This is a genomic window from Kitasatospora sp. MY 5-36, from assembly GCF_001182915.1.
In the GTDB taxonomy this organism is placed as follows: domain Bacteria; phylum Actinomycetota; class Actinomycetes; order Streptomycetales; family Streptomycetaceae; genus Kitasatospora.
The window spans coordinates 1-18,781 of record NZ_LFVW01000140.1; the positions used below are offsets into that span (position 1 = coordinate 1).

The 18,781-nt window shown below is 74.4% G+C and carries 18 protein-coding genes and 2 pseudogenes; 7 read left to right on the plus strand and 13 right to left on the minus strand.

Going from position 1 to position 18,781, the window contains the following annotated elements:
- The first annotated feature begins 28 nt into the window (after nt 1–28).
- From AE652_RS10770 to AE652_RS10780, 3 genes are all read left to right on the plus strand, one after another.
- A complete protein-coding gene (locus AE652_RS10770; protein WP_049651036.1) occupies nt 29–1,249 on the plus strand; it encodes a M48 family metalloprotease in 1,221 nt (406 codons plus the stop codon).
- A 30-nt stretch (nt 1,250–1,279) separates the two neighbouring features.
- Complete coding sequence (locus tag AE652_RS10775) at nt 1,280–1,702, plus strand: MarR family winged helix-turn-helix transcriptional regulator (RefSeq protein WP_049651037.1); 423 nt, start codon at nt 1,280–1,282, stop codon at nt 1,700–1,702.
- Between the two features lie 232 nt (nt 1,703–1,934).
- Nucleotides 1,935–3,071 (plus strand): PP2C family protein-serine/threonine phosphatase, encoded by a 1,137-nt coding sequence (locus tag AE652_RS10780; RefSeq protein ID WP_049651038.1) that lies wholly within the window; start codon nt 1,935–1,937, stop codon nt 3,069–3,071.
- Between the two features lie 441 nt (nt 3,072–3,512).
- On the opposite strand, the gene AE652_RS10785 is transcribed toward AE652_RS10780, so the two are convergent.
- Nucleotides 3,513–4,286: a GNAT family N-acetyltransferase gene (locus AE652_RS10785; RefSeq protein WP_049651039.1), complete on the minus strand. Its 774-nt coding sequence runs from the start codon at nt 4,284–4,286 to the stop codon at nt 3,513–3,515.
- A 223-nt stretch (nt 4,287–4,509) separates the two neighbouring features.
- A pseudogene (locus AE652_RS48085) lies at nt 4,510–4,872 on the minus strand (MerR family transcriptional regulator); the annotation flags it as partial.
- Between the two features lie 181 nt (nt 4,873–5,053).
- On the opposite strand from AE652_RS48085, the gene AE652_RS10795 reads away from it, so the two are divergent.
- On the plus strand, nt 5,054–5,932 hold the full coding sequence (locus AE652_RS10795) for an NAD(P)-dependent oxidoreductase (protein WP_234348338.1): 879 nt from the start codon (nt 5,054–5,056) through the stop codon (nt 5,930–5,932).
- Nucleotides 5,933–6,028: 96 nt separating this feature from the next.
- On the opposite strand, the gene AE652_RS10800 is transcribed toward AE652_RS10795, so the two are convergent.
- From AE652_RS10800 to AE652_RS10810, 3 genes are all read right to left on the minus strand, one after another.
- Nucleotides 6,029–6,817, minus strand: a complete 789-nt coding sequence (locus AE652_RS10800) for an SDR family NAD(P)-dependent oxidoreductase (protein WP_049651041.1) — start codon at nt 6,815–6,817, stop codon at nt 6,029–6,031.
- 206 nt (nt 6,818–7,023) lie between these two features.
- On the minus strand, nt 7,024–7,755 hold the full coding sequence (locus AE652_RS10805; protein ID WP_049651042.1) for an MIP family channel protein: 732 nt from the start codon (nt 7,753–7,755) through the stop codon (nt 7,024–7,026).
- A 231-nt stretch (nt 7,756–7,986) separates the two neighbouring features.
- On the minus strand, nt 7,987–8,913 hold the full coding sequence (locus tag AE652_RS10810) for an NADP-dependent oxidoreductase (RefSeq protein WP_049651043.1): 927 nt from the start codon (nt 8,911–8,913) through the stop codon (nt 7,987–7,989).
- Nucleotides 8,914–9,062: 149 nt separating this feature from the next.
- On the opposite strand from AE652_RS10810, the gene AE652_RS49195 reads away from it, so the two are divergent.
- Both AE652_RS49195 and AE652_RS10820 read left to right on the plus strand, forming a co-directional pair.
- Entirely contained in the window at nt 9,063–10,499 is a 1,437-nt protein-coding gene (locus AE652_RS49195) for a response regulator transcription factor (RefSeq protein ID WP_082345652.1), read from the plus strand.
- A gap of 31 nt (nt 10,500–10,530) precedes the next feature.
- Complete coding sequence (locus AE652_RS10820; protein WP_049651044.1) at nt 10,531–10,977, plus strand: hypothetical protein; 447 nt, start codon at nt 10,531–10,533, stop codon at nt 10,975–10,977.
- Between the two features lie 139 nt (nt 10,978–11,116).
- Here AE652_RS10820 and AE652_RS10825 read toward each other — a convergent pair whose 3' ends face one another.
- Complete coding sequence (locus tag AE652_RS10825; protein ID WP_049651045.1) at nt 11,117–12,013, minus strand: NmrA/HSCARG family protein; 897 nt, start codon at nt 12,011–12,013, stop codon at nt 11,117–11,119.
- Nucleotides 12,014–12,081: 68 nt separating this feature from the next.
- Between AE652_RS10825 and AE652_RS10830 the strand changes: the two genes are divergently transcribed.
- Nucleotides 12,082–12,579 carry a MarR family winged helix-turn-helix transcriptional regulator gene (locus AE652_RS10830; RefSeq protein WP_049651046.1) on the plus strand — a complete coding sequence of 166 codons (498 nt, stop codon included), beginning with the start codon at nt 12,082–12,084 and terminating at the stop codon, nt 12,577–12,579.
- A gap of 10 nt (nt 12,580–12,589) precedes the next feature.
- Here the strand turns inward: AE652_RS10830 and AE652_RS10835 are convergent, their stop codons facing one another.
- From AE652_RS10835 to AE652_RS10865, 7 genes and pseudogenes are all read right to left on the minus strand, one after another.
- A complete protein-coding gene (locus AE652_RS10835; RefSeq protein WP_159028427.1) occupies nt 12,590–13,768 on the minus strand; it encodes a PQQ-binding-like beta-propeller repeat protein in 1,179 nt (392 codons plus the stop codon).
- A gap of 144 nt (nt 13,769–13,912) precedes the next feature.
- Nucleotides 13,913–14,917, minus strand: a complete 1,005-nt coding sequence (locus AE652_RS10840; protein ID WP_107086419.1) for an urease accessory protein UreD — start codon at nt 14,915–14,917, stop codon at nt 13,913–13,915.
- Entirely contained in the window at nt 14,914–15,534 is a 621-nt protein-coding gene (gene ureG, locus AE652_RS10845; RefSeq protein WP_049651049.1) for an urease accessory protein UreG, read from the minus strand. Before ureG ends, AE652_RS10840 begins: the two co-directional genes overlap by 4 nt.
- Before the next feature lie 52 nt (nt 15,535–15,586).
- Nucleotides 15,587–16,321: an urease accessory protein UreF gene (locus AE652_RS10850; protein WP_049651050.1), complete on the minus strand. Its 735-nt coding sequence runs from the start codon at nt 16,319–16,321 to the stop codon at nt 15,587–15,589.
- Between the two features lie 35 nt (nt 16,322–16,356).
- Nucleotides 16,357–18,081: an urease subunit alpha gene (ureC, locus tag AE652_RS10855; protein ID WP_049651051.1), complete on the minus strand. Its 1,725-nt coding sequence runs from the start codon at nt 18,079–18,081 to the stop codon at nt 16,357–16,359.
- Complete coding sequence (locus AE652_RS10860) at nt 18,081–18,518, minus strand: urease subunit beta (protein WP_063780133.1); 438 nt, start codon at nt 18,516–18,518, stop codon at nt 18,081–18,083. The genes ureC and AE652_RS10860 overlap by 1 nt, the downstream gene beginning before the upstream one ends.
- 23 nt (nt 18,519–18,541) lie before the next feature.
- A pseudogene (locus AE652_RS10865) lies at nt 18,542–18,781 on the minus strand (hypothetical protein); the annotation flags it as partial.

The following is an 18,781-nucleotide window of genomic DNA, read 5'->3' on the forward strand; positions in this document are numbered from 1 at the left end:
GCCCCGACCGGAAGAGCCGCTCCCCGCCATGGACACCACGCCAGCCTCCGAGGCCCCCACCCCGGAGGCCACCCCAGACTTCTCCCCCGACGAGCGCGCCCGGGGCCGGGCACTGCGCCGCGCCCAGCTGCCGTGGGCGCTGGGCGGGCGGCTGGCGGGCCTGGCGCTCACCCTGCTGCTCGGCATCACGCCGGCCGGCGCCGCCGTGGTGACCGCTGTCGGCGGCTGGTTCGGCGGCTCCCGGACGGCCGGGGTGCTCGCCGGAGCGGCAGCCCTGGTGCTGCTCGGCCAGGCGCTGCAGCTGCCGTTCGGCGCCGGGGCGCGGACCGTCCGGGCCCGGTACGGGCTGGTGACCCAGGGCTGGGCCGGGTGGGCGCTGGACGCCGTCCGCGGCCTCGCGCTCACCCTCGTCCTCGTCCTCCCGCTCGCACTCGGGCTGTTCGCGCTGACCGCCTGGTCGCCGCAGCGCTGGTGGCTGCCGGGGGCGGGCGCGGCGGCGCTGCTGACCGTGGCGCTCTCCTTCCTCCATCCGCTGCTGATCGAGCCGGTGTTCAACCGCTTCTCCCCGATGCCCCCGGGGGAGCTGCGCACCGCGCTGCTGGCACTGGCCGAGCGGGACGGCGTCCGGGTGCGGGACGTCCTGGTCGCGGACGCCTCCCGCCGCACCACCGCGCTCAACGCGTACGTCTCCGGGTTCGGGGCGACCCGCCGGATCGTCGCGTACGACACCCTGCTGACCAGCGCCGAGCCGCGCGAGGTGGAACTGGTGGTCGCGCACGAGCTGGGCCACGTCAAGCACCGGGACGTGCCGGTGGGTACCGCGCTGGGCGCGGTCGGTGCGGCCGTCGCGGTGGCCGTCCTCGGCCTGCTCGCCACCTGGCGGCCGCTGCTGGACGCCGCCGGGGCGGCGGACGCGGCGGACCCCCGGGCGCTGCCGCTGCTGGCGGCACTGGCGGCGCTGCTGGGCGCGCTGTCGGGGCCGGCGCAGTGTGCGGTGAGCCGTCGGATCGAGGCCAGGGCGGACCGGCACGCGCTCGAACTGACCGGGGACGTCGAGCAGTTCGTGGCGATGCAGCGCAGACTGGCCGTGGCGAACGTCTCCGATGTCGACCCGCCGAGGGTGCTTGAGCTACTGTTCGCCACTCACCCGAGTGCGACCAGCCGGATCGCCGCCGCCCGCGCCTGGCAGGCCGCACCGGAACGGCGGGCGCCGGAGCGGGGCGCGATCCCGGGCACATCTGTTGTATAGTGCAACAAATATCGAGGAGATAGGAACGCCGTGCCCGGCCGCCAGTCGTCCATCGAGACCATCCAGCGCGAGCTGACCGCCTTCGCCCGCCGCGCCCGGCACAAGGCCTCCCAGCTGCACCCCGACCTCTCGCTGGTCACCTACAGCATCCTCGACCTGATCACCGAGCGCGGCGGCTGCCGGGCCGCCGACGTGGCCGCGTACTTCATGCTCGACAAGTCCACCGTCAGCCGCCAGGTCACCGCCCTGGAGAAGCTCGGCCTGCTGGCCCGCGAGACCGACCCGGACGACCAGCGCGGCCAGATCCTGCGCGCCACCGAGGCGGGGCTCACCCTGCTGCGGGACGCCAACGAGCAGCGTCGGCTCTCCTTCACCGCGCGCTTCACCGACTGGTCCGACGAGGACGTCGCCCGCTTCGCCGACTACCTGGCCCGCTACGGCCAGGAGGGCTGACCGGGCACCGCAGGGGAGCGGGCGGAGCCCTACCGGGAGGCGTGAGCCGAGCGCTGGCGGGGAGCAGGAACCGAACGCTGCCGGGGAGTGAGCCCGGCCGCTCCGGGTGCGCCCCGGCACCCCCACGGTGTACAGAGGAGGAGTGCCCCTCCGGCAGCGTCCCGATGCGCCGCACCCGCCGCCCGCGCCGCATCCCCCCGACCGCCGCCGCGCCTGGCGGCCCGACCGCCGGGTGCTGACGGCGCTCACGCTCGCGCTGATCGTGCTGATCACCGTCGTCGACATCGTCTCCCCGCCGGACGTCCACCTCGGCCCGCTGCTGATCGTCGCCCCCGCCCTCACCGCCTCCTTCGCCGGCCCCCGGGCCACCGCCGGGGTCGCCGCGCTCGCGTTCGCCGCGCTGACCGTCATCGGCGCCGTCCGGGACGGCCTGACCAGCGCGAACATCGAGACCCAGCTCAGCGCGCAGCTGATCGTCTCGGCACTGATCGTGGGCCTGCGGGTGCTGCGCGAACGGCACGAGCGGGAACTGGCCCGGGTGCGCTCGGTGTCCGAGGCCGCCCAGCGGGTGCTGCTGCGCCCGCTGCCGGAGCGGATCGGCCCGCTGCACCTGGCCTCCGTCTACCTGGCCGCCGAGGCCGAGGCGCAGGTCGGCGGCGACCTGTACGCGGCCGCCCGCACCGCCACCGGCACCCGGCTGCTGGTCGGCGACGTGCGCGGCAAGGGCCTCTCCTCGCTCGGCGACGCCGCCCTGCTGCTCGGCGCCTTCCGCGCCGCCGCCCACCTGCACGCCGAACTGCCCGACCTGGCCGCCTACCTGGACGGCAGCGTCAGCTGGGACCTCGCCCAGCTCGCCGAACAGTCCCGGCGGGACCGGTGGGAGCGGCGCGAGCGGCAGGCGCTCTCCGCACTGCCCTTCCCCCCGCCCGAGGAACCCCCGGAGGAGAGCGGCGACTCCGGCGAGTCCTTCATCACCGCCGTGCTGCTCGACATCCCCGACGACGGCTCCCCGGTGCGCCTGATCGACTGCGGCCACCCTCCCCCGCTGCTGCTGCACCCCGACGGCATCACCGCCCTCGCCGCCCGCCAACCCTCCCCGCCGCTGGGCCTCGGCGAGCTCGCGCCGACGCGGTACGAGACGGAGACCTTCCCGTTCCGGCCCGGCGACCGACTGCTGATCTACACCGACGGCGTGATCGAGGCCCGCGACGCCCAGCGGCGCTTCTACCCGCTCACCGAACGCGTCACCGCCTGGCGTGCCGAACACCCCGCCGCCCTGCTCCACCACCTGCGCCGCGACCTGCTCGCCCACGTCGGCGGCCGACTGAACGACGACGCGGCCATGGTCGTGGTCGAGCGGCTGCCGTGAGGGCGGCCGACGAGCGCCCCGTGACGAGCGTCCTCGGAACGACGGCAGGCGGCCCTGTCGGATTGCCTTCTCACGACCCTCGTCGGGCCGGCCGCGGTGCCTCGGGCACGGCTCCCGGCCTGATCGCCTCCGGGCGCGTACGAGCCCGAGGCCGAGGCCGAAGCCCAGGCCGAGGACGGCGGGCACGGCAACCGTCGCGGCGAGGGCGCGCGGGTGGCGGAGGTCGAACATGCCGGGGCTCCTTCCCGGGGCCCGGACGGCCCCGCTCGTGGTGCCCCAACGATGACCCCGGCCACCCCTCCCGCACATGTACTGAACGGCACATCCTGAGCAGCGGCACCCCCACGTCCCCCTGCCGATCGGCAGGGGCACACCGGTCGCGTCCACACGGTGGGAAGGATTCTCCCCACCCGTACCCGTACCCGCGGCCCCCGGCAGGCCCTACGGCTGGCGGACGTACGGAGTCGTCGTGCTCACCCAGGCGAAGCCGAGGCGCTGCAGGATCGGCCGGCTCTGGTCGCTCGCGTCGACCTGGAGGTACTCGTAGCCGAGCTCGGCCGCGAGGCGGGCGCGGTGGGCGATGAGGGCGCGGTAGATGCCCCGGCCGCGCCAGTCGGGTGCGGTGCCGCCGCCCCAGAGGCCGGCGAACCCGGTCCCCGGGATCAGCTCCATCCTGGCGCCGCTGACCGGGCGGTCGCCGGCCATCGCGACGACCATGCTGACCGTCCCGACGCCGTGCCGCAGGTGGTCGAGCAGCCGCTCGCGCAGACGGGGGTTCTCGGCGCCGAAGGCCTGTGTGTGGGCGTCCATCAGCAGGTCCACCCCGGCCGGGTCGGTCACCGGGAGCAGCCGGACGCCCTCGGGCAGGGCGGCCTCGGCGGGCAGGTCCGCGATCCGGGCGAGCATCAGCGCCTCGTCCGGCTCCGGGGTGAAACCGGCCGCCAGCAGGCGGGCGCCGAGGTCGGCGGGGCGGTCGTGGGAGTAGGCCTTCCACTCGAACTCCAGCCCCAGTCCGGCGAAGTGGCGCACCTGCGCGGCGATCGCCGCGTCCGCCCCGGCCTCGTCCAGCCCGGACCAGACCACGCCGTTCCAGCTGTGCTCCGAGCCCACCTGCCGGACCACCGCACCGTCGCGCTCGACGCGGCAGCCGGGATCGGGCGGCGTGTTGCGCCGGATCCGGTCGTCGAACAGGGCAAGCATGTCGTCATGATCCATCCGCTCACTCCAGCACGGTCCGCGAGCGCGCACCATCGAGTTTCCGCGCCACCGGCTGCGGGCGGCACCCCCCGGTCGGCTCCGGGCGGCGCTCCCCGTCCTGCCGCGGGCGACGGCCCCCGGTCTGCTCACGCTCCCCGTCCTGCCGCGAGCGACGGCCCCCGGCCTGCTCACGCTCCCCGGCCGACCGGCGGTCCGCCGCCCGGAGCCGGCCGGACCGGATCGCCTCGCTCGGCGCCTCCGCGCCCATGATGGCGTCCAACAGGCTTCGCGCTTCGGCGAGTTCATCCATCTGCCGGGTGATCCGGGCGCGTTCCCGGGCCAGACCGTCGAGCAGTTCGGGGCAGGTCGGGCCGGGAGGGCGCTGCCCCGGGCCCGGCAGGCCGTGGAGGATCTCGGCGATCACGGCGCTGTTGAGGCCGGCCGCGAGCAGGGTGCGGATCCCGCGGACGGTGTCGACGTCCGGCTCTCCGTACTCGCGGTAGCCGCTGGGGCGGCGCTCGGGCGTGAGCAGCCCCTGCTCCTCGTAGTAGCGCAGCGCGCGCGGGGTGGCCCCGGTGCGCCGGGCGAGCTCTCCGATCCGCATCGCGGACACCTCCTCGACGGACCGTCCACCGCGGGTCGTCACCGAGCCTCTCCACCGAAGCCCCCGTGACGTTCCGCCGTGCCCCTCCGCCTTGACTCTGCCGTCGGCGTGAAGGTCTAGCGTAACCGCCATGCCGAACGAACGATCTTCCTCAACCTCCCCTGCCCGCACCGCCGTTGCCGTGCTGGGCCTGGGTCCGATGGGCCGGGCGCTGGCCGGGGCGCTGCTGGCCGCCGGCCATCCGGTCACCGTGTGGAACCGCACGCCGGGCCGGGACGCCGAACCGCTCGCCCTCGGCGCGCGGTCGGCCGCGAGCCCCGCCGAGGCGGTGACGGGCTCCACCGAAGGAGCCACGGGCCCCGCCGAGGCCGGCGCCCCGCTCGTCCTGCTCTGCGTCCGCGACCAGTCGGCCGCCCGTGCCGTACTGGAGGCCGCCGGGGCGGCACTGCGCGGCCGGACCGTCGTCAACGCCACCTCGATCGCGCCGGGCGACGCGCGGGCGAACGCCGCCGACGCCGAGGCCCGGGGCTACCGCCTCCTGAACGCCGCGGTCCTCACCCCCACCCCGACCATCGGCCACCCGGAGGGCACCGTCCTGCTGAGCGGCGACGCCGAGGCCTTCGCCGCCCACGAGGCGACGCTGCGGGCGCTGGGCACCGTACGCCACGTGGGCGCGGACCCGGGCCGGGCGGCGGCCTTCGACGCGGCCCTGCTCGACCTGTTCTGGACCACCGTGCACGGCTTCCTGCACGCCCTCGCGCTGGCCCGCACCGAGGGCATCAGCGGCGCCGAACTCGCGCCGTACGCCCAGGGGTTGCCGCGCCTGCTGCCGCCGCTGATCGACCGCCTCGCGCAGCGCGCGGACGACCGCCGGCATCCGGGCGACCACAGCAGCCTCGCCTCCGCCGAGGCCGGGCTGGCGCACGTCGCGCACACCGCCCGGGCGCGCGGCCTGGACACCTCCGTCCTGGACGCGGCGCTCGCCGTCACCCGGCGGGCGGTCGGGGCCGGGCACGGGTCGGACGGGGTGTCCGCCCTGGTCGACCTGCTCGCCGGATAGCCGGGCAGCCGGGCAGCCGGGCAGCCGGGCAGCCAGGTAACCGGACAATCGAGCAGCCGGGAACCGGGCAGCCGGACACCCCGCCGACCGGGCCCGCTACTGCGCCAGGTACCCGCCGTCCACCGGCAGCACGACCCCGGTGACGAAGGAAGCGTCGTCGGAGGCGAGGAAGAGGACGGCCGCCGCGACTTCGGCCGGGTCACCCAGCCGCCCCATCGGGTGCAGCTTCTCGATCGCCCCGAGGTACTCGGTGCCGCCGGGCTCGTCGTACAGCCGGGCGACCCGCTCGGTGGTGATGGTGCCGGGGGCGACGGCGTTGACCCGGATGCCGCGGTCGGCCCATTCGACGGCGAGGTGCTTGGTCAGGCCGGAGGCGACGAACTTGGCGGGCCCGTACACCGCCTGGCCGCGCTGGCCGGCCTCGCCGGAGATGGAGGAGAGGCAGACGATCGAGCCGCCGGGCCGGTCCTGCGCGGTCATCGCCTCGATCGCGTACTTGCAGGTGAGGAACATGCCGCGGCCGTCCACCGCCATCACGTGGTCCCAGTCCTCGGCGGTGGCCTCGGTGATCTCCATCAGCGGGATGATCCCGGCGTTGGCCACCAGCACGTCCAGCCGCCCGTGCCGCTCGACGGCGGCGGCCACCAGCCGGCGCGCGTCCTCGTCCCGGGCCACGTCCCCGACCACCGTGCTGACGGCGTCCGGGAACCGCTCGGCCAGCCGGTCCAGCCCGGCCTCGTCCACGTCGAAGGCGACCACCGACGCGCCCTCCCGGACGAAGCGTTCGGCGACGGCCCGTCCGATACCGCTGGCCGCACCCGTCACCGCACAGGAGCGGCCGGCCAGCCGCCCGCCCGCGGGGCTCCCCGCGTTCTCAGTCACCATGGCGCGACTCTACCCAGCGGGCGGCCACGCGTCGGGCGCCTTCGGCCGGTCCGCCGGATCCGGCCGGTCGGCGGCTCAAAAGCGGCCCGGAGCGGGACCGGGGGGCGGAGCGGAGAGAAGCAGGAGCCGGCAGAAGGCCACCGACGACAACGGCGGCCGGGACCGTCGGTACGGTCCCGGCCGCCGCGCCGGCTCGACGGCGGGTACTACACCCGCGCGTCCGTCGCCAGGGCCTCCGCCACCGGAAGGTTGGGCTGCGGGTGGGTCAGCAGGTGCACGCCCGCCGCCAGCGCGCCGCCGACCAGCGGGGCGAGCAGGAACAGCCACAGCTGCGACAGCGCGTCGCCGCCCGCGAACAGCGCCGGGCCGAGGCTGCGCGCCGGGTTGACCGAGGTGCCGGTGAGCGGGATGCCGACCAGGTGGACGACCACCAGCGCGAGGCCGATCGGCAGCCCGTCGAAGCCGACCGCGGCGAGCCGGTGGGTGACCGCCAGGACGACGTACACCAGCAGGAAGGTGAGGATGACCTCGGTCAGGAACGCGCCGCCGGCGTTGATGTGCATCTGGGAGCGCTCGCCCCAGCCGTTGGTGCCGAGCTTGCCGTGGGTCTCCAGCCCCGGTATCTGCTTCGCCAGCAGCAGGACGAGCCCCGCACCCGCGATGCCGCCGAGCAGCTGCGCCACCCAGTACGACACCGCCGTGCGCCCGTCGATCCGGCGGGCCAGCAGGAAGCCGAGCGTCACCGCCGGGTTGACGTGGCAGCCGGAGATCGGGCCGAGCGCGTACGCGAGCGCCAGCAGCACGAAGCCGAACGCGAACGCGATGCCCACCGGACCGATCGCCACCCCCGCGAGCACCGCCGCACCCACTGCCAGCAGCACCAGCAGCAGGGTCCCGAGGAACTCGCCGATCACCGCCCGCCTGTCCGTTCCACCCATGCGCCTGGTCCTCCTGACCGTCAGGGCAGGCGGTCCGGTGCCGCCCACGTCCGGCCAACCCTGGTCGACCGTTCGAGGGACCGCATGTCGGCCGGACGGCGTAGCGCCGTGTTTACGGCGCGTCCGCCTGCCGAATTACTCCGAACGGATGAAACCGTACGGAAATGGCGCAGCCAATGCAAAACGGAAGCAAAACGGGCAGACAGGGACAGGGCGGGCGCCGTGTGCCTGTCAGACCGTCAGCACGATCTTGCCGCGCAGGTGCCCGCCCTCACTGACCCGCTGCGCCTCGGCCGCCTCCGCCAGCGGGAACACCCGGTGCAGCGGCAGCCGCAGGGTGCCCGCCTCGTGCAGGGCCAGCGCGGCCGCGTAGGCGCTCGTGTAGTAGGGCTCGACGCCCTCGGCGCCACCGGTGAACCGGACGCCGTGCTCCTGCGCGCCCTGGATGTCGGCGATCGTCAGCACCCGGTCCGCGCCGCCCACCAGCTCGATCGACAGCGGCAGCACCCCGCGCCCGGCCGCGTCCAGCACCCGGTCCACCCCGCCCGGGGCGGCGGCCCGCACCCGCTCGGCCAGGCCCTCGCCGTACGTCACCGGGATCGCGCCGAGCTCGCGCAGGTGGTCGTGGTTCGACTCGCTCGCGGTGCCGACCACGGTGATCCCGCGCGCCCGGGCGAACTGGAGCAGCACGGTGCCCACCCCGCCGGCCGCACCGTGCACCAGCAGGGTCTCGCCGGGCCGCACACCCAGGACGGCGAGGGCGCGCTCGGACGTCTCGGCCGCCGTCGGGATCGCGGCGGCCTCCGTCCAGCCCAGGGTGGCGGGCTTGTGGGCCAGCATCGCCGCGTCCACCAGCGCCCGCTCCGCGTAGCCGCCGCCCATCAGGGCACCGAACACCTCGTCGCCGGGGGCGAAGCCGCTCACCTCGGCGCCGACGGCCTCCACCACGCCGGACACCTCGAAGCCCGGAACGTAGGGGAAGGAGACCGGGAAGAACCCGGCCAGCTCGCCGGTGCGCAGCTTGTGGTCCAGCGGGTTGACGCCCACCGCGCGGACCGCGACCCGCACCTGGCCGGGGCCCGGGGCGGGAAGTTCGATGTCGATCGGGCGCAGCACGTCCGCGCCGCCGAACTCGGGGAAGGCGATCGCCTTGGTCATGGGAAGGTCCTTCGGTTCCAGGGGAGTTGTTGCCTCCGACGTCTTCCATCCTGCGACCGGGGCAACGGCAGCCCAGCCAGTCCTTCGGACGGTTCGACCTGTCCGAACGGCCAGGCGGGCCTGGCGGCGCCCGAACTAGGCTGGACCGCATGGACACCACTGAGCCGCCCGGAACCGCCACGCGCACGCGCACGGACGGGGCGGGCACGGGCGATCCGCGCGCGGACGTGACGCACACGGACGGGACGCACGCGGACGGGACCTGGCGCGACCGCTGGGGCCGCCCCGAGGACGCGCTCGCACAGGCCGTCGAGGTGCTGCGCGCTCCCCGGCCGGACCTCCTGCTGCGCCTGTCCGACGTGCTCGGCACCCTCGTCCCGCACACGGCGCTCGCGCAGCTCAGCGGCGTCTGCACGTTCAACCCCTCCCACAGCTACGGCCCGCCCGAACTCACCGCCGCCATCAGCACGCTGGACCTGTCCCGGCTGGCCGAACAGGCGGCCGCGACCACCTCCGCCGGCCGCCCCTGGCAGGGCGAGTCCGAACTCGCCGGACAGTCCCGGCCGGTCGTCGTCGTCACGACCACGCCGGGCAACGACAGCGGCGCCGTCCTCGTCCTCGTCCGGGCGGGCACCGAACCGGTCGCCCCCGGGGCACTCGCCGTCCTGCAACAGCTGTGGGACCTGGTCATCGCCCACTCCGACCACCGCGCCACCGACGCCGCCCCCACCCAGACCGCCGCCTCCCGCGCCTCCGCCAACGCCCGCGCCCGCGCCATCGCCGAGTTCACCGGCACCCACAGCGCCGCGCTCACCGCGATCCTGGCCCCACTGCGCTCGACCGGCCTGGACGACGCCACCGCCCGCCGCAACGCCACCGAACTGGCCGTCACCGCCCTGCTCGACCTGCGCCAGGGCGCCGAACTCGACCGCACCCTCAGCGAGGAACCCGCCGACGCCGCCTTCGCCCGACTCGTCCGCGAACTGCGCCCGCTGCTGCGGCACACCCGGGTCCACCTCGACGTCGCACCCCCGCCGGAAGCCGACCGCTCCGTCCCGGCGGACGCCGCCCACACCGCCCGCGACGCCGTCCGGGTGGCCGTCCTGCTGATGCTGGAACAGGAGAAGCCGACCCGGCTGCACGTCAGCTGGCAGCTCACCGCCGACGGCCAACTGCGCGCCGTCGTACGCGGCGACGGCCTCGGCCTGCTCACCGCCGACGCCCTCACCGTCCACCGCACCGCCGACCGCATCACCGCCCTCGGCGGACGCCACGGCGTCGAAGCCGTCCCCGGCTGGGGCACCACCGTGACCGTCGACCTCCCGCTCGCCCTGCCCGAACCCGCCCTCGCCACCGACCCCCTCGACGGCCTCCAACCGCGCGAACTCGAGGTCCTCGACCAGCTCGCGCGGGGCCGCCGCAACCGGGACATCGCGGCGGCGCTCCACATCAGCGAGTCGACGGTGAAGTTCCACGTCGCCAACATCCTCGCCAAACTCGACGTCTCCTCCCGCGGCGAAGCCGCCGCCCTGGCCCACCGCGCCGGACTGCCCCGCGGCCCGGTCGGACTGCACGCGGCATCCTGAACACCCCTCCCCCACCTGAGGAATGGCCGACATGACCGACCCCACCACCCCGGGCCCGACCACCTGGGACCCGACCACCCCCGGGCTCCTGCGCCTGCCCTCCGGCCGCCTCCTGCGCGGCCGCGGCCTCAGCAAGCCCCTGCCACCCGGCCCCCGACCCGACTTCGGCCTCTACCTGTTGGGCCGCCCGCCGCACGTCGACTGGCCCAGCCGCTGGGTACGCTGGCCCGACTTCCGCCTCCCCACCGACCGCACGGACGCCACCGACGCCTTCCGCGAAGCCTGGGAACGCTCCGCCACTGAACGCGTCGAACTCGCCTGCGCCGGCGGCCGGGGCCGCACGGGCACCGCACTCGCCTGCATCGCCGTCCTGGACGGCGTCCCGGCTGCCGAGGCAGTGGCGTACGTACGGGAGCACTACAGCCGGCACGCCGTCGAAACACCGTGGCAGCGCAAGTTCGTGGAGCGGCTGGCCTAGATCGGGTGGGTAGCGATCCAAGGATTTCGACCGCCAATCAGGTCACGGGCGGAACGGTCAACGGCGATGTGCACCAGGCTGGAACGATCAACCTGATCAAGGTCTCAGCACCCAAGGTCACTGCGGGCGCCTGAAGCCCTCAGAGGTCCCAGGTGCGGGCCGCCGCCCAGGTCTCCAGGGGCTGCCAGTCGATGGTGGGGTGTTCGGCGTGCAGGGCGGCGGTGTCGATGGTGAGGCCGGGGTCCTGGAAGTAGCGGAACATCGTGGCGAGGTCCTCGGAGTGGGCCGCCACAACCGAGAGCGGCACCTGTTCGAAGCGGATGGGGCGGCCGCTGGCGGCGCTGATCGCGGCGGCGATCTGCTCGCCCGTCCGCCACTGGGAGGCGATGTCGATGCGGCGGCCCGCGTAGGCGTCAGGCCTGGCCAGGACGTGGGCGGCGAAGGCACCGATGGTGTCGGCGGCGATCACGGGGAGTGGGACGCCGGGGGGCATGGGGAGGTGGAAGACGCCGTCGCGGAGGGACTGGAGGGTCCAGTCGTTGGCGTAGTTCTCCATGAAGGCGGCCGGGCCGAGGACGGTCCAGGGCAGGCCGAGGCCGGCCAGGTGCTGTTCGATGCGGTGCTTGCTGTCGAAGTGCGGGATGCCGGTGGAGCGGTCGGCGTTCGTGGCCGAGGTGAAGACGACGTGCCGGACGCTTCCGACTGCCCGGGCGGCGTCCAGCACGGCGGTGGCCTGGCGGACTTCGACACCGAGGTCGGTGCCGAACGGGGTGGACATCGCGAACAGTGCGCCGGTGCCGTCGAGGGCGGTGGCGAGCGAGGCCGGGTCGTCGAAGTCGGCGCGGGCCGGTTCGGCGCCGAGTGCGGCGAGCTGGGTGGCGGCGGGCGAGCCGGGGTTCCGGGTGAGGGCGCGGACGGGGCGGCCGACGCGGAGGAGGGCGCGGGCGGTGGCGCCGCCCTGGGCGCCGGTGGCGCCGGTGACGGCGACGGGGAGGAGGCGGGCACGGGAGGCCGCGGGCTCAGTTATCTGCGTCATGCAGGCAACATAGAGAAAGATCTCTGCGTGGCGCAAACAATTATCGGGCAGCCGGTTACCCTTCCCCCATGACGACGACCCGCGACGAACTGATGGCCCGGCTGTGGCCGGTCTCGCGCCGCTACCTGGCCTCGTACGTGCTGTTCAACCAGGCCGTCGCCGACCACCTGGGCATGCACCCGACCGACGTCCAGTGCCTCAACCTGCTCACCCTGGAGGACGGGCCGGTCACCACCGGCCGGATCGCCGAGCTCACCGGGCTGACCAGCGGCTCGGCCACCCGGCTGGTCGACCGGCTGGAGAAGGCCGGGCTGGTCGCCCGGCAGCGCGACCAGGCCGACCGCCGCCGGGTGCTGGTCGCGGTCCTCCCCGAGGCGCTGGAGCGCTTCGGGGAGGTGTGGCGCGAGCTGTCCACCGACTGGGCGGCCGTCTTCGCCGAGGACAGCGAAGCCGAACTCGCCTTCCTCCTGCGGCACATGAACCGCACCGTCGAGCTCAGTCACCGCCAGGTCGCCCGCCTGGCGGCCATGGAATCGGGCGAGCCGGGCGGGACGGGCCGCTCCTGAACCCGCCCGGTCAGGCCTCCGGCGGCGCCGGCAGGGCGCCCAGCGCGAGAACGCCGCCCGGGCCGCCCTGGTAGACGGTCCCACCGGCGGCGGCCAGCGAGATCCGGCCGACCTCCTCCGAATCGTCCTGCCAGCGCATCCCGCCCGTCGACGGGTCGAACGCCCACAGCCGGCCGTCCCCCGACCAGGCGTAGACGCCGTCCTCGGTGGCGACCATGGCCGGGGTCCCGCCCTTCCGACCGGCGAAGGTGTTGGCCTTCCAGACCCAGTCGCCGGTCGTCGTGTCCAACCCGAACAGACGGTCCCCGCCGCCCATGTAGACGGTCCGACCGGCGGCCGACAGGGGGCAGCTCAGTTCCCCGTGCTGGACGGACGCCCAGAGCTGCGCGCCGGTCGCCGGGTCCAGCGCGGCGACGATCGTGGAGGCCATCGTCTCCGGGGGCGAGGAGACCAGCAGGGCGTCCCGGTGGACGGTCAGTGGGCCGCTGACGACGAGGTCGCGCTCCCAGAGGCACTCGCCGGTGCGGGCGTCCAGCGCCAGGAGCCCCCTCGGCCTCCCCGCCGCGTACACGGTGCCGCCGCCGAGGGCCAGAGCGGCCGAGACGCCCGCCGGGCCGGTCCAGCGCGGCTCGCCGGTGGCCAGGTCGTAGCAGCGCACCGAGCTTCCGTACACCGCGAACACGCTGCCGCCGCCGACGGCGGGGCCTTGCCGCCACCCGCCCTCGGACCAGTCGGGCAGGGCGGCCTCCCAGCGCTGCTCCCCCGACGCCGCGTCCAGGACCCGCAGACGGGTGTCGGTGGCCACGCACACCACGCCGTCCTCGGCGGCCGGCGGCCAGCCGCCCGGGGCAGCGGCGGCGTCGGGTGTGCTGACCGTACGGCTCCAGCGGACTTCGCCGGTGCGCGGGTCGAGGGCGCGCACCCAGCCGTCGAAGCCGGAGGCGTAGAGGCCCTGTCGGCGGTCGGCGGACAGCACGAGCCGCCCGCTCGCGGCGGTCGTCCGCCAGAGTCGCGGGCCGTGGGAGCTCTTTCGGCGGGCCCACTCGTTGACGCCGGCGGCGGCCGCGAGGGCTCCCAGGGCGGCGGCGCCCGTCAGCAGCCGCCGGCGGTTGACCAGGCGCCGGGCCGGTGGCGTCGGCACACCGTCCGGTGCGGCTTCCCGCACGTCCTCCGGCACCGCATCGCGCACGTCATCCGGCACCGTCTCGCGCGCCTCATCCGGCACGGCGTCCCGTCTCGCATCGTCGTTCACGCCAGACAGGACCGCGCACCCCGCCCCGGGGTTGTGCCGGATCCGGAAGAAGATCACGACCGGCGGCGCCGGCCGACGGCCCTACGTCTTCCGCAGCTCCGGCGCCGGCACCCCGATCAGCAGCCGCCGGACCGCGTCCCAGGCCGCGCGCAGGGCGGCGGCGCAGGCCCGGGTGTCGGAGCCGAGCAGCCGCAGCCAGGCACCGCTGTCCTGCGGCAGCACGCTGACCCCGTAGAGCAGTTCGCCGTACTCCTGGCCGCAGCCGGCCACCGCCTCGTGCAGGACGTCCGCGATCCGGGCCGCCGGGGCGAGCGGGCTGAGGACGTACAGGCTGGACATCACGTCGTGCCCGGCCAGCACCGCCGGCCCGGTGACCCCGGCACCCCTACCGCCCCCTCCGCCTCCGCCTCCGCCTCCACCCGGCGAGGGCTCCAGTCGCACGGTGTCCAGTGCCACCAATTCACCACCTGGGCGCCGCACTTCGAGGTCCGAGGCGAACACCCGGTAGGCGTTGCGCTCGCCCCGGGCGAGGCGGCCGGCCAGGACGGTCTCGCCCGCCAGCACGGTCGCGTCCGGGTCGACGGTGAGGACGGTCCGCTGGTAGAGGCGCGAGTCGACGAAGGGGATCACCGGCTCGGGCAGGTACTCGACGTAGGCGCGCGGGCCGGCCGTCAGGTTGACCAGTTGCGTCGCGTAGTCGTGCTCCATCCGGTAGACCTTGGTGGCGGCCTGGGTGGTCAGGTGGACCGCCGTGTCGGCGCCGCAGTGCAGGTCGGTGCGGAGCCGGTCGGCCTGGAGGATGCCGCCGCCGGTGGACATCAGGAAGGTGACGGCGAGGTCGGGGCGGGCCGGGTCGAAGTAGAGCGGGCGCATGATCTGCAGCGGCGACTTCTGGTAGTGGCCGGTGAGTTCGGTGCGTCCGCCGACCCGCTCGAAGGCCAGCTCCAGCAGCCCGACCTTGCCGGGACGTCCGACCGCGAGGGTGTCGGGCGTCCCGGCGTGGCGGCGGACCTCGTACGGGACGCGGGCCGGCTCGTAGTGCCGGGGGTCGAGCCGGGGCACCGCCGCAGCCGGGGAGGCTGTCACGCCGGGACCTTGCGGAAGGTCTCCAGGAAGGTCGCGATCTCCTCCAGCCCCTCCCCCGTCAGGCAGTTGGTGAGCACCACCGGTCCGCCCTCGCGCACCCGGTGGGCGTCGGACTCCATCACCCCGAGGTCGGCGCGGACGTACTGGGCGATGTCGATCTTGTTGATGACCAGCAGGTCCGACTCGGTGATGCCCGGGCCGCGCTTGCGGGGCATCTTCTCGCCCTCGGCGGTGTCGAGGACGAAGAGGAAGAGGTCGACCAGCACCGGGCTGAAGGTCAGCGTGAGGTTGTCGCCGCCGGACTCGTACAGCAGGGTGTCGACGTCCGGGAAGCGTTCCAGCATCTCGGCGCCGGCCGCGAGGTTCATCGTCGGGTCGTCCCGTACGGCGGTGTGCGGGCAGGCGCCGGTCTCCACGCCGACGACCCGCTCGGGGTCCAGCATCCCGGCCAGGGTGCGCCGCACGTGCTGGGCGTCCTCCTGGGTGTAGATGTCGTTGGTGATGACCGCCGGGCGGTGGCCGCGGGCGATCAGCACCGGGACGAGCGCCTCGATCAGCGCCGTCTTGCCGGAGCCCACCGGTCCGCCGATGCCCACGCGGAGCACGTTCTCGGTCAACTCTCCTCCTTCTGTCGGTCGTTCTTCTGTGGCGCACGTTCGCATCGGGCGGTCAGCTCATGAACAGCCGGGCCTCCGCCCGCTCGTGCCGCCCGGACATGGCGTCCGCGACCGGCACGCAGCCGCCGAGGTCCGCCAAGTCCCGTTCCAAGGCTGCGGATACGACCTCCCGGATCACCGGGGAGGCCGCCCGCAGCACCACCTGCGCCTTGCGGTGGTCGGTCAGCCGGAGCCTCAGCGCCGCGCCGACGAAGCTGGTGCAGAACGCGAACAGGTCGCTGGTGACGGCCTGTTGGACCGGGACGCCGGCCGAGGCGTACGCCACCCCGGCCGCCACCGCCTGGCAGCCGGGGGCCCGCTTCTCCGCGACCAGCGCGGCGTACCGCTCCAGCGGCTCGCCACCCACCGACTCCCGGGCGATGTCCAGGAGTTGGCGCCCGGTCCGGGTGGCGGCCAGGCGCAGCTCGCGGTTGAGCCTGGTGGCATGCAGCCGCTGGTCGGTCTCGGCGAGCAGCTCCCAGTCGCCCGCCGTGGCCGCCCGGTGGGCCAGGACCAGGGCCGTGGCGTCGGACGGCCCGACGCCGTGCCGCAGCAGGTCGGCGAGCAGCCCGGGCAGGGTGTCCGGGGTGACGGCCTTGGCCTGGGCGTAGCCCTCCAGCCCGTGCGAGAGGGTGTAGAAGCCGCTGGGGAAGGCCGAGTCGGTCAGCTGGAGGCAGACCAGCAGGGCGTCCAGGCCGTCCAGGCCGTCCGGATCCCCCAGGCCGTCCACAGCGTCCAGGCCGCCCATGGCATCCAGGCCCGGCCGCGTCTCGGTGACGGGGCTCACGCGAGGTAGAACAGGTGGTTGAGCGGCAGCTCGCGGGCCGGTTCGATGGTGGCGGGCTCGCCGTCCAGGGTGACCTTGTACGTCTCCGGGTCGACCGCGATCTTCGGCAGCGCGTCGTTGCGCACCATGTGCTGCTTGCCGACCGTACGGCACCGCCGCACCGGCAGCACCCGGCTCTCCAGGCCGAGTTGGGCCGGAACCCCGAGGTCGACGGCGGCCTGCGACATGAAGGACACCCGGGTGGCCTGCTTCGCCCGCCCGTACTGGCCGAACATCGGGCGGTAGTAGACCGGTTGGGGGGTGGGCAGCGAGGCGTTCGGGTCGCCCATCAGCGCCCAGTTGATCACGCCGCCCTTGATGACCATCTTCGGCTTGGCGGCGAAGGAGTTGATCGGCCAGAGCACGATGTCGGCGAGCTTGCCGGGCTCCAGCGAGCCGATGTGGTCGGCGGTGCCGGAGGCGACGGCGGGGTTGATGGTGAGCTTGGCGAGGTAGCGCAGGACGCGGGCGTTGTCGTTGCGCTCGCTGTCGCCGGCCAGCTTGCCGCGCTGCTCCTTGCAGTGGTGGGCGGTCTGGAAGGCCCGGGTGAAGGACTCGCCGATCCGGCCCATCGCCTGCGAGTCGGAGGAGAAGATCGAGATGACGCCCTCGTCGTGCAGCACGGTCTCGGCGGCGATGGTCTCGGCGCGGACCCGGGAGTCGGCGAAGGAGACGTCCTCGGGGATGTTGTGGCTGAGGTGGTGGCAGACCATCACCATGTCCAGCAGCTCGTCCACCGAGTTGACGGTGTAGGGCAGCGTCGGGTTGGTGGAGGACGGCAGCACGTTGGGCTCGCCGGCGATCCGCATGATGTCGGGGGCGTGGCCGCCGCCGGCGCCCTCGGTGTGGAAGGTGTGGATGGTGCGGCCGTCGATCGCGGACAGGGTGTCCTCGAAGTAGCCGGACTCGTTGAGGGTGTCGGTGTGGATGGCCACCTGCACGTCGTACTCGTCGGCGACGCTCAGCGCGCTGTCGATCGCGGCCGGAGTGCTGCCCCAGTCCTCGTGCACCTTGAGGCCGCACACGCCCGCCTCGACCTGCTCGCGCAGCGCGCCGGGCAGCGAGCCGTTGCCCTTGCCCAGCAGGCCGACGTTGACCGGCAGGTCCTCGACGGCCTGGTACATCCGGTGGATGTTCCACGGGCCGGGGGTGCAGGTGGTGCCGTTGGTGCCGTCGGAGGGGCCGGTGCCGCCGCCGATCAGGGTGGTGATGCCGTTGCTCAGCGCCTCCTGCACCTGCTGCGGGGCGATGAAGTGGATGTGGGTGTCGATGCCGCCGGCGGTGGCGATCAGGTGCTCGCCTGAGATCACCTCGGTGCCGGGGCCGATCACCAGCCGCGGGTGCACGCCGCTCTGGGTGTGCGGGTTGCCCGCCTTGCCGACCGCGACGATCAGGCCGTCCTTGACGCCGATGTCGCCCTTGACCACGCCGAGCACCGCGTCCATGACGACCACGTTGGTGATGACCAGGTCGAGGGCGCCCTGGAGGGAGGTCGCGGCCGGGTCCTGGGCCATCCCGTCGCGGATGCCCTTGCCGCCGCCGTAGACGGCCTCGTCGCCGTAGTGGCCCTGGTTGAAGTCCTGTTCGACCTCGACCAGGAGGTTGGTGTCGGCGAGGTGGAAGCGGTCGCCGACGGTGGGACCGAAGAGGTCGGTGTACTGCCTGCGGGAGAGGATGGCCATCAGCGGTCGCCTTCCGGGTGGGTCTCCGTGTGGAAGTCCCGGGGCCGGTCTTCCTTGTGGTCGAGGTTGGTGCCCTTGAAGCCGAGGGCGATGGCCCGGTCGACGGCGCGGGCGCGGGTGGCGGGGGCGGTGATGCCGCCGTCCACGAGGTTGGCGAAGCCGACCAGGCGGCGGTGGCCGCCGAACTCGGCGAGCGTGACGTCCTTGGTGTCGCCCGGCTCGAACCGGACGGCGGTGCCGGCCGGGATGTCCAGGTGTTTGCCGAAGGCGGCGTTGCGGTCGAAGTCGAGGGCGCGGTTGGCCTCGAAGAAGTGGTAGTGGGATCCGACCTGGATCGCCCGGTCACCGGTGTTGCTGACCGTGACGGTGGCCTTGGCGCGGCCGGCGTTGATCTCCACCGGGTCGTCGCCGTACAGGTACGCGGCGCCACCAGACATGGCTGGCCTTCCTCTCTGCCGGGTCAGTGGGGGGTGTGTGCGGGTTCGTGGGTATGGCTGGGGTGGTGCGGGTGGTGCGGGTGGGCCGCGTGGCCGTGCTGATGCCCGCCCGGCCCGTGGCCGTGACCGTGGCTCTGCTCCCCCGGCCCGTGGCTGTGCGCGTAGCCGTGCCCGTGCTCGGCGTCGAGGCCGGCCAGGATGCCGTCCTCCCCGTGCCCGAGCAGGTGCAGCGCCGCCGCGTACATGGCCGACCGGGTCCGCGC

Excerpts from the sequence above, each read along its gene's own strand:
- AE652_RS10770 (WP_049651036.1), top strand. The coding sequence starts at position 29 with ATGGACACCACGCCAGCCTCCGAGGCCCCCACCCCGGAGGCCACCCCA.
- AE652_RS10785 (WP_049651039.1), bottom strand. The coding sequence starts at position 4,286 with ATGGATCATGACGACATGCTTGCCCTGTTCGACGACCGGATCCGGCGC.
- AE652_RS10800 (WP_049651041.1), bottom strand. The coding sequence starts at position 6,817 with ATGGTGACTGAGAACGCGGGGAGCCCCGCGGGCGGGCGGCTGGCCGGC.
- AE652_RS10805 (WP_049651042.1), bottom strand. The coding sequence starts at position 7,755 with ATGGGTGGAACGGACAGGCGGGCGGTGATCGGCGAGTTCCTCGGGACC.
- AE652_RS10810 (WP_049651043.1), bottom strand. The coding sequence starts at position 8,913 with ATGACCAAGGCGATCGCCTTCCCCGAGTTCGGCGGCGCGGACGTGCTG.
- AE652_RS49195 (WP_082345652.1), top strand. The coding sequence starts at position 9,063 with ATGGACACCACTGAGCCGCCCGGAACCGCCACGCGCACGCGCACGGAC.
- AE652_RS10820 (WP_049651044.1), top strand. The coding sequence starts at position 10,531 with ATGACCGACCCCACCACCCCGGGCCCGACCACCTGGGACCCGACCACC.
- AE652_RS10825 (WP_049651045.1), bottom strand. The coding sequence starts at position 12,013 with ATGACGCAGATAACTGAGCCCGCGGCCTCCCGTGCCCGCCTCCTCCCC.
- AE652_RS10830 (WP_049651046.1), top strand. The coding sequence starts at position 12,082 with ATGACGACGACCCGCGACGAACTGATGGCCCGGCTGTGGCCGGTCTCG.
- AE652_RS10850 (WP_049651050.1), bottom strand. The coding sequence starts at position 16,321 with ATGGGCGGCCTGGACGCTGTGGACGGCCTGGGGGATCCGGACGGCCTG.
- ureC (WP_049651051.1), bottom strand. The coding sequence starts at position 18,081 with ATGGCCATCCTCTCCCGCAGGCAGTACACCGACCTCTTCGGTCCCACC.
- AE652_RS10860 (WP_063780133.1), bottom strand. The coding sequence starts at position 18,518 with ATGTCTGGTGGCGCCGCGTACCTGTACGGCGACGACCCGGTGGAGATC.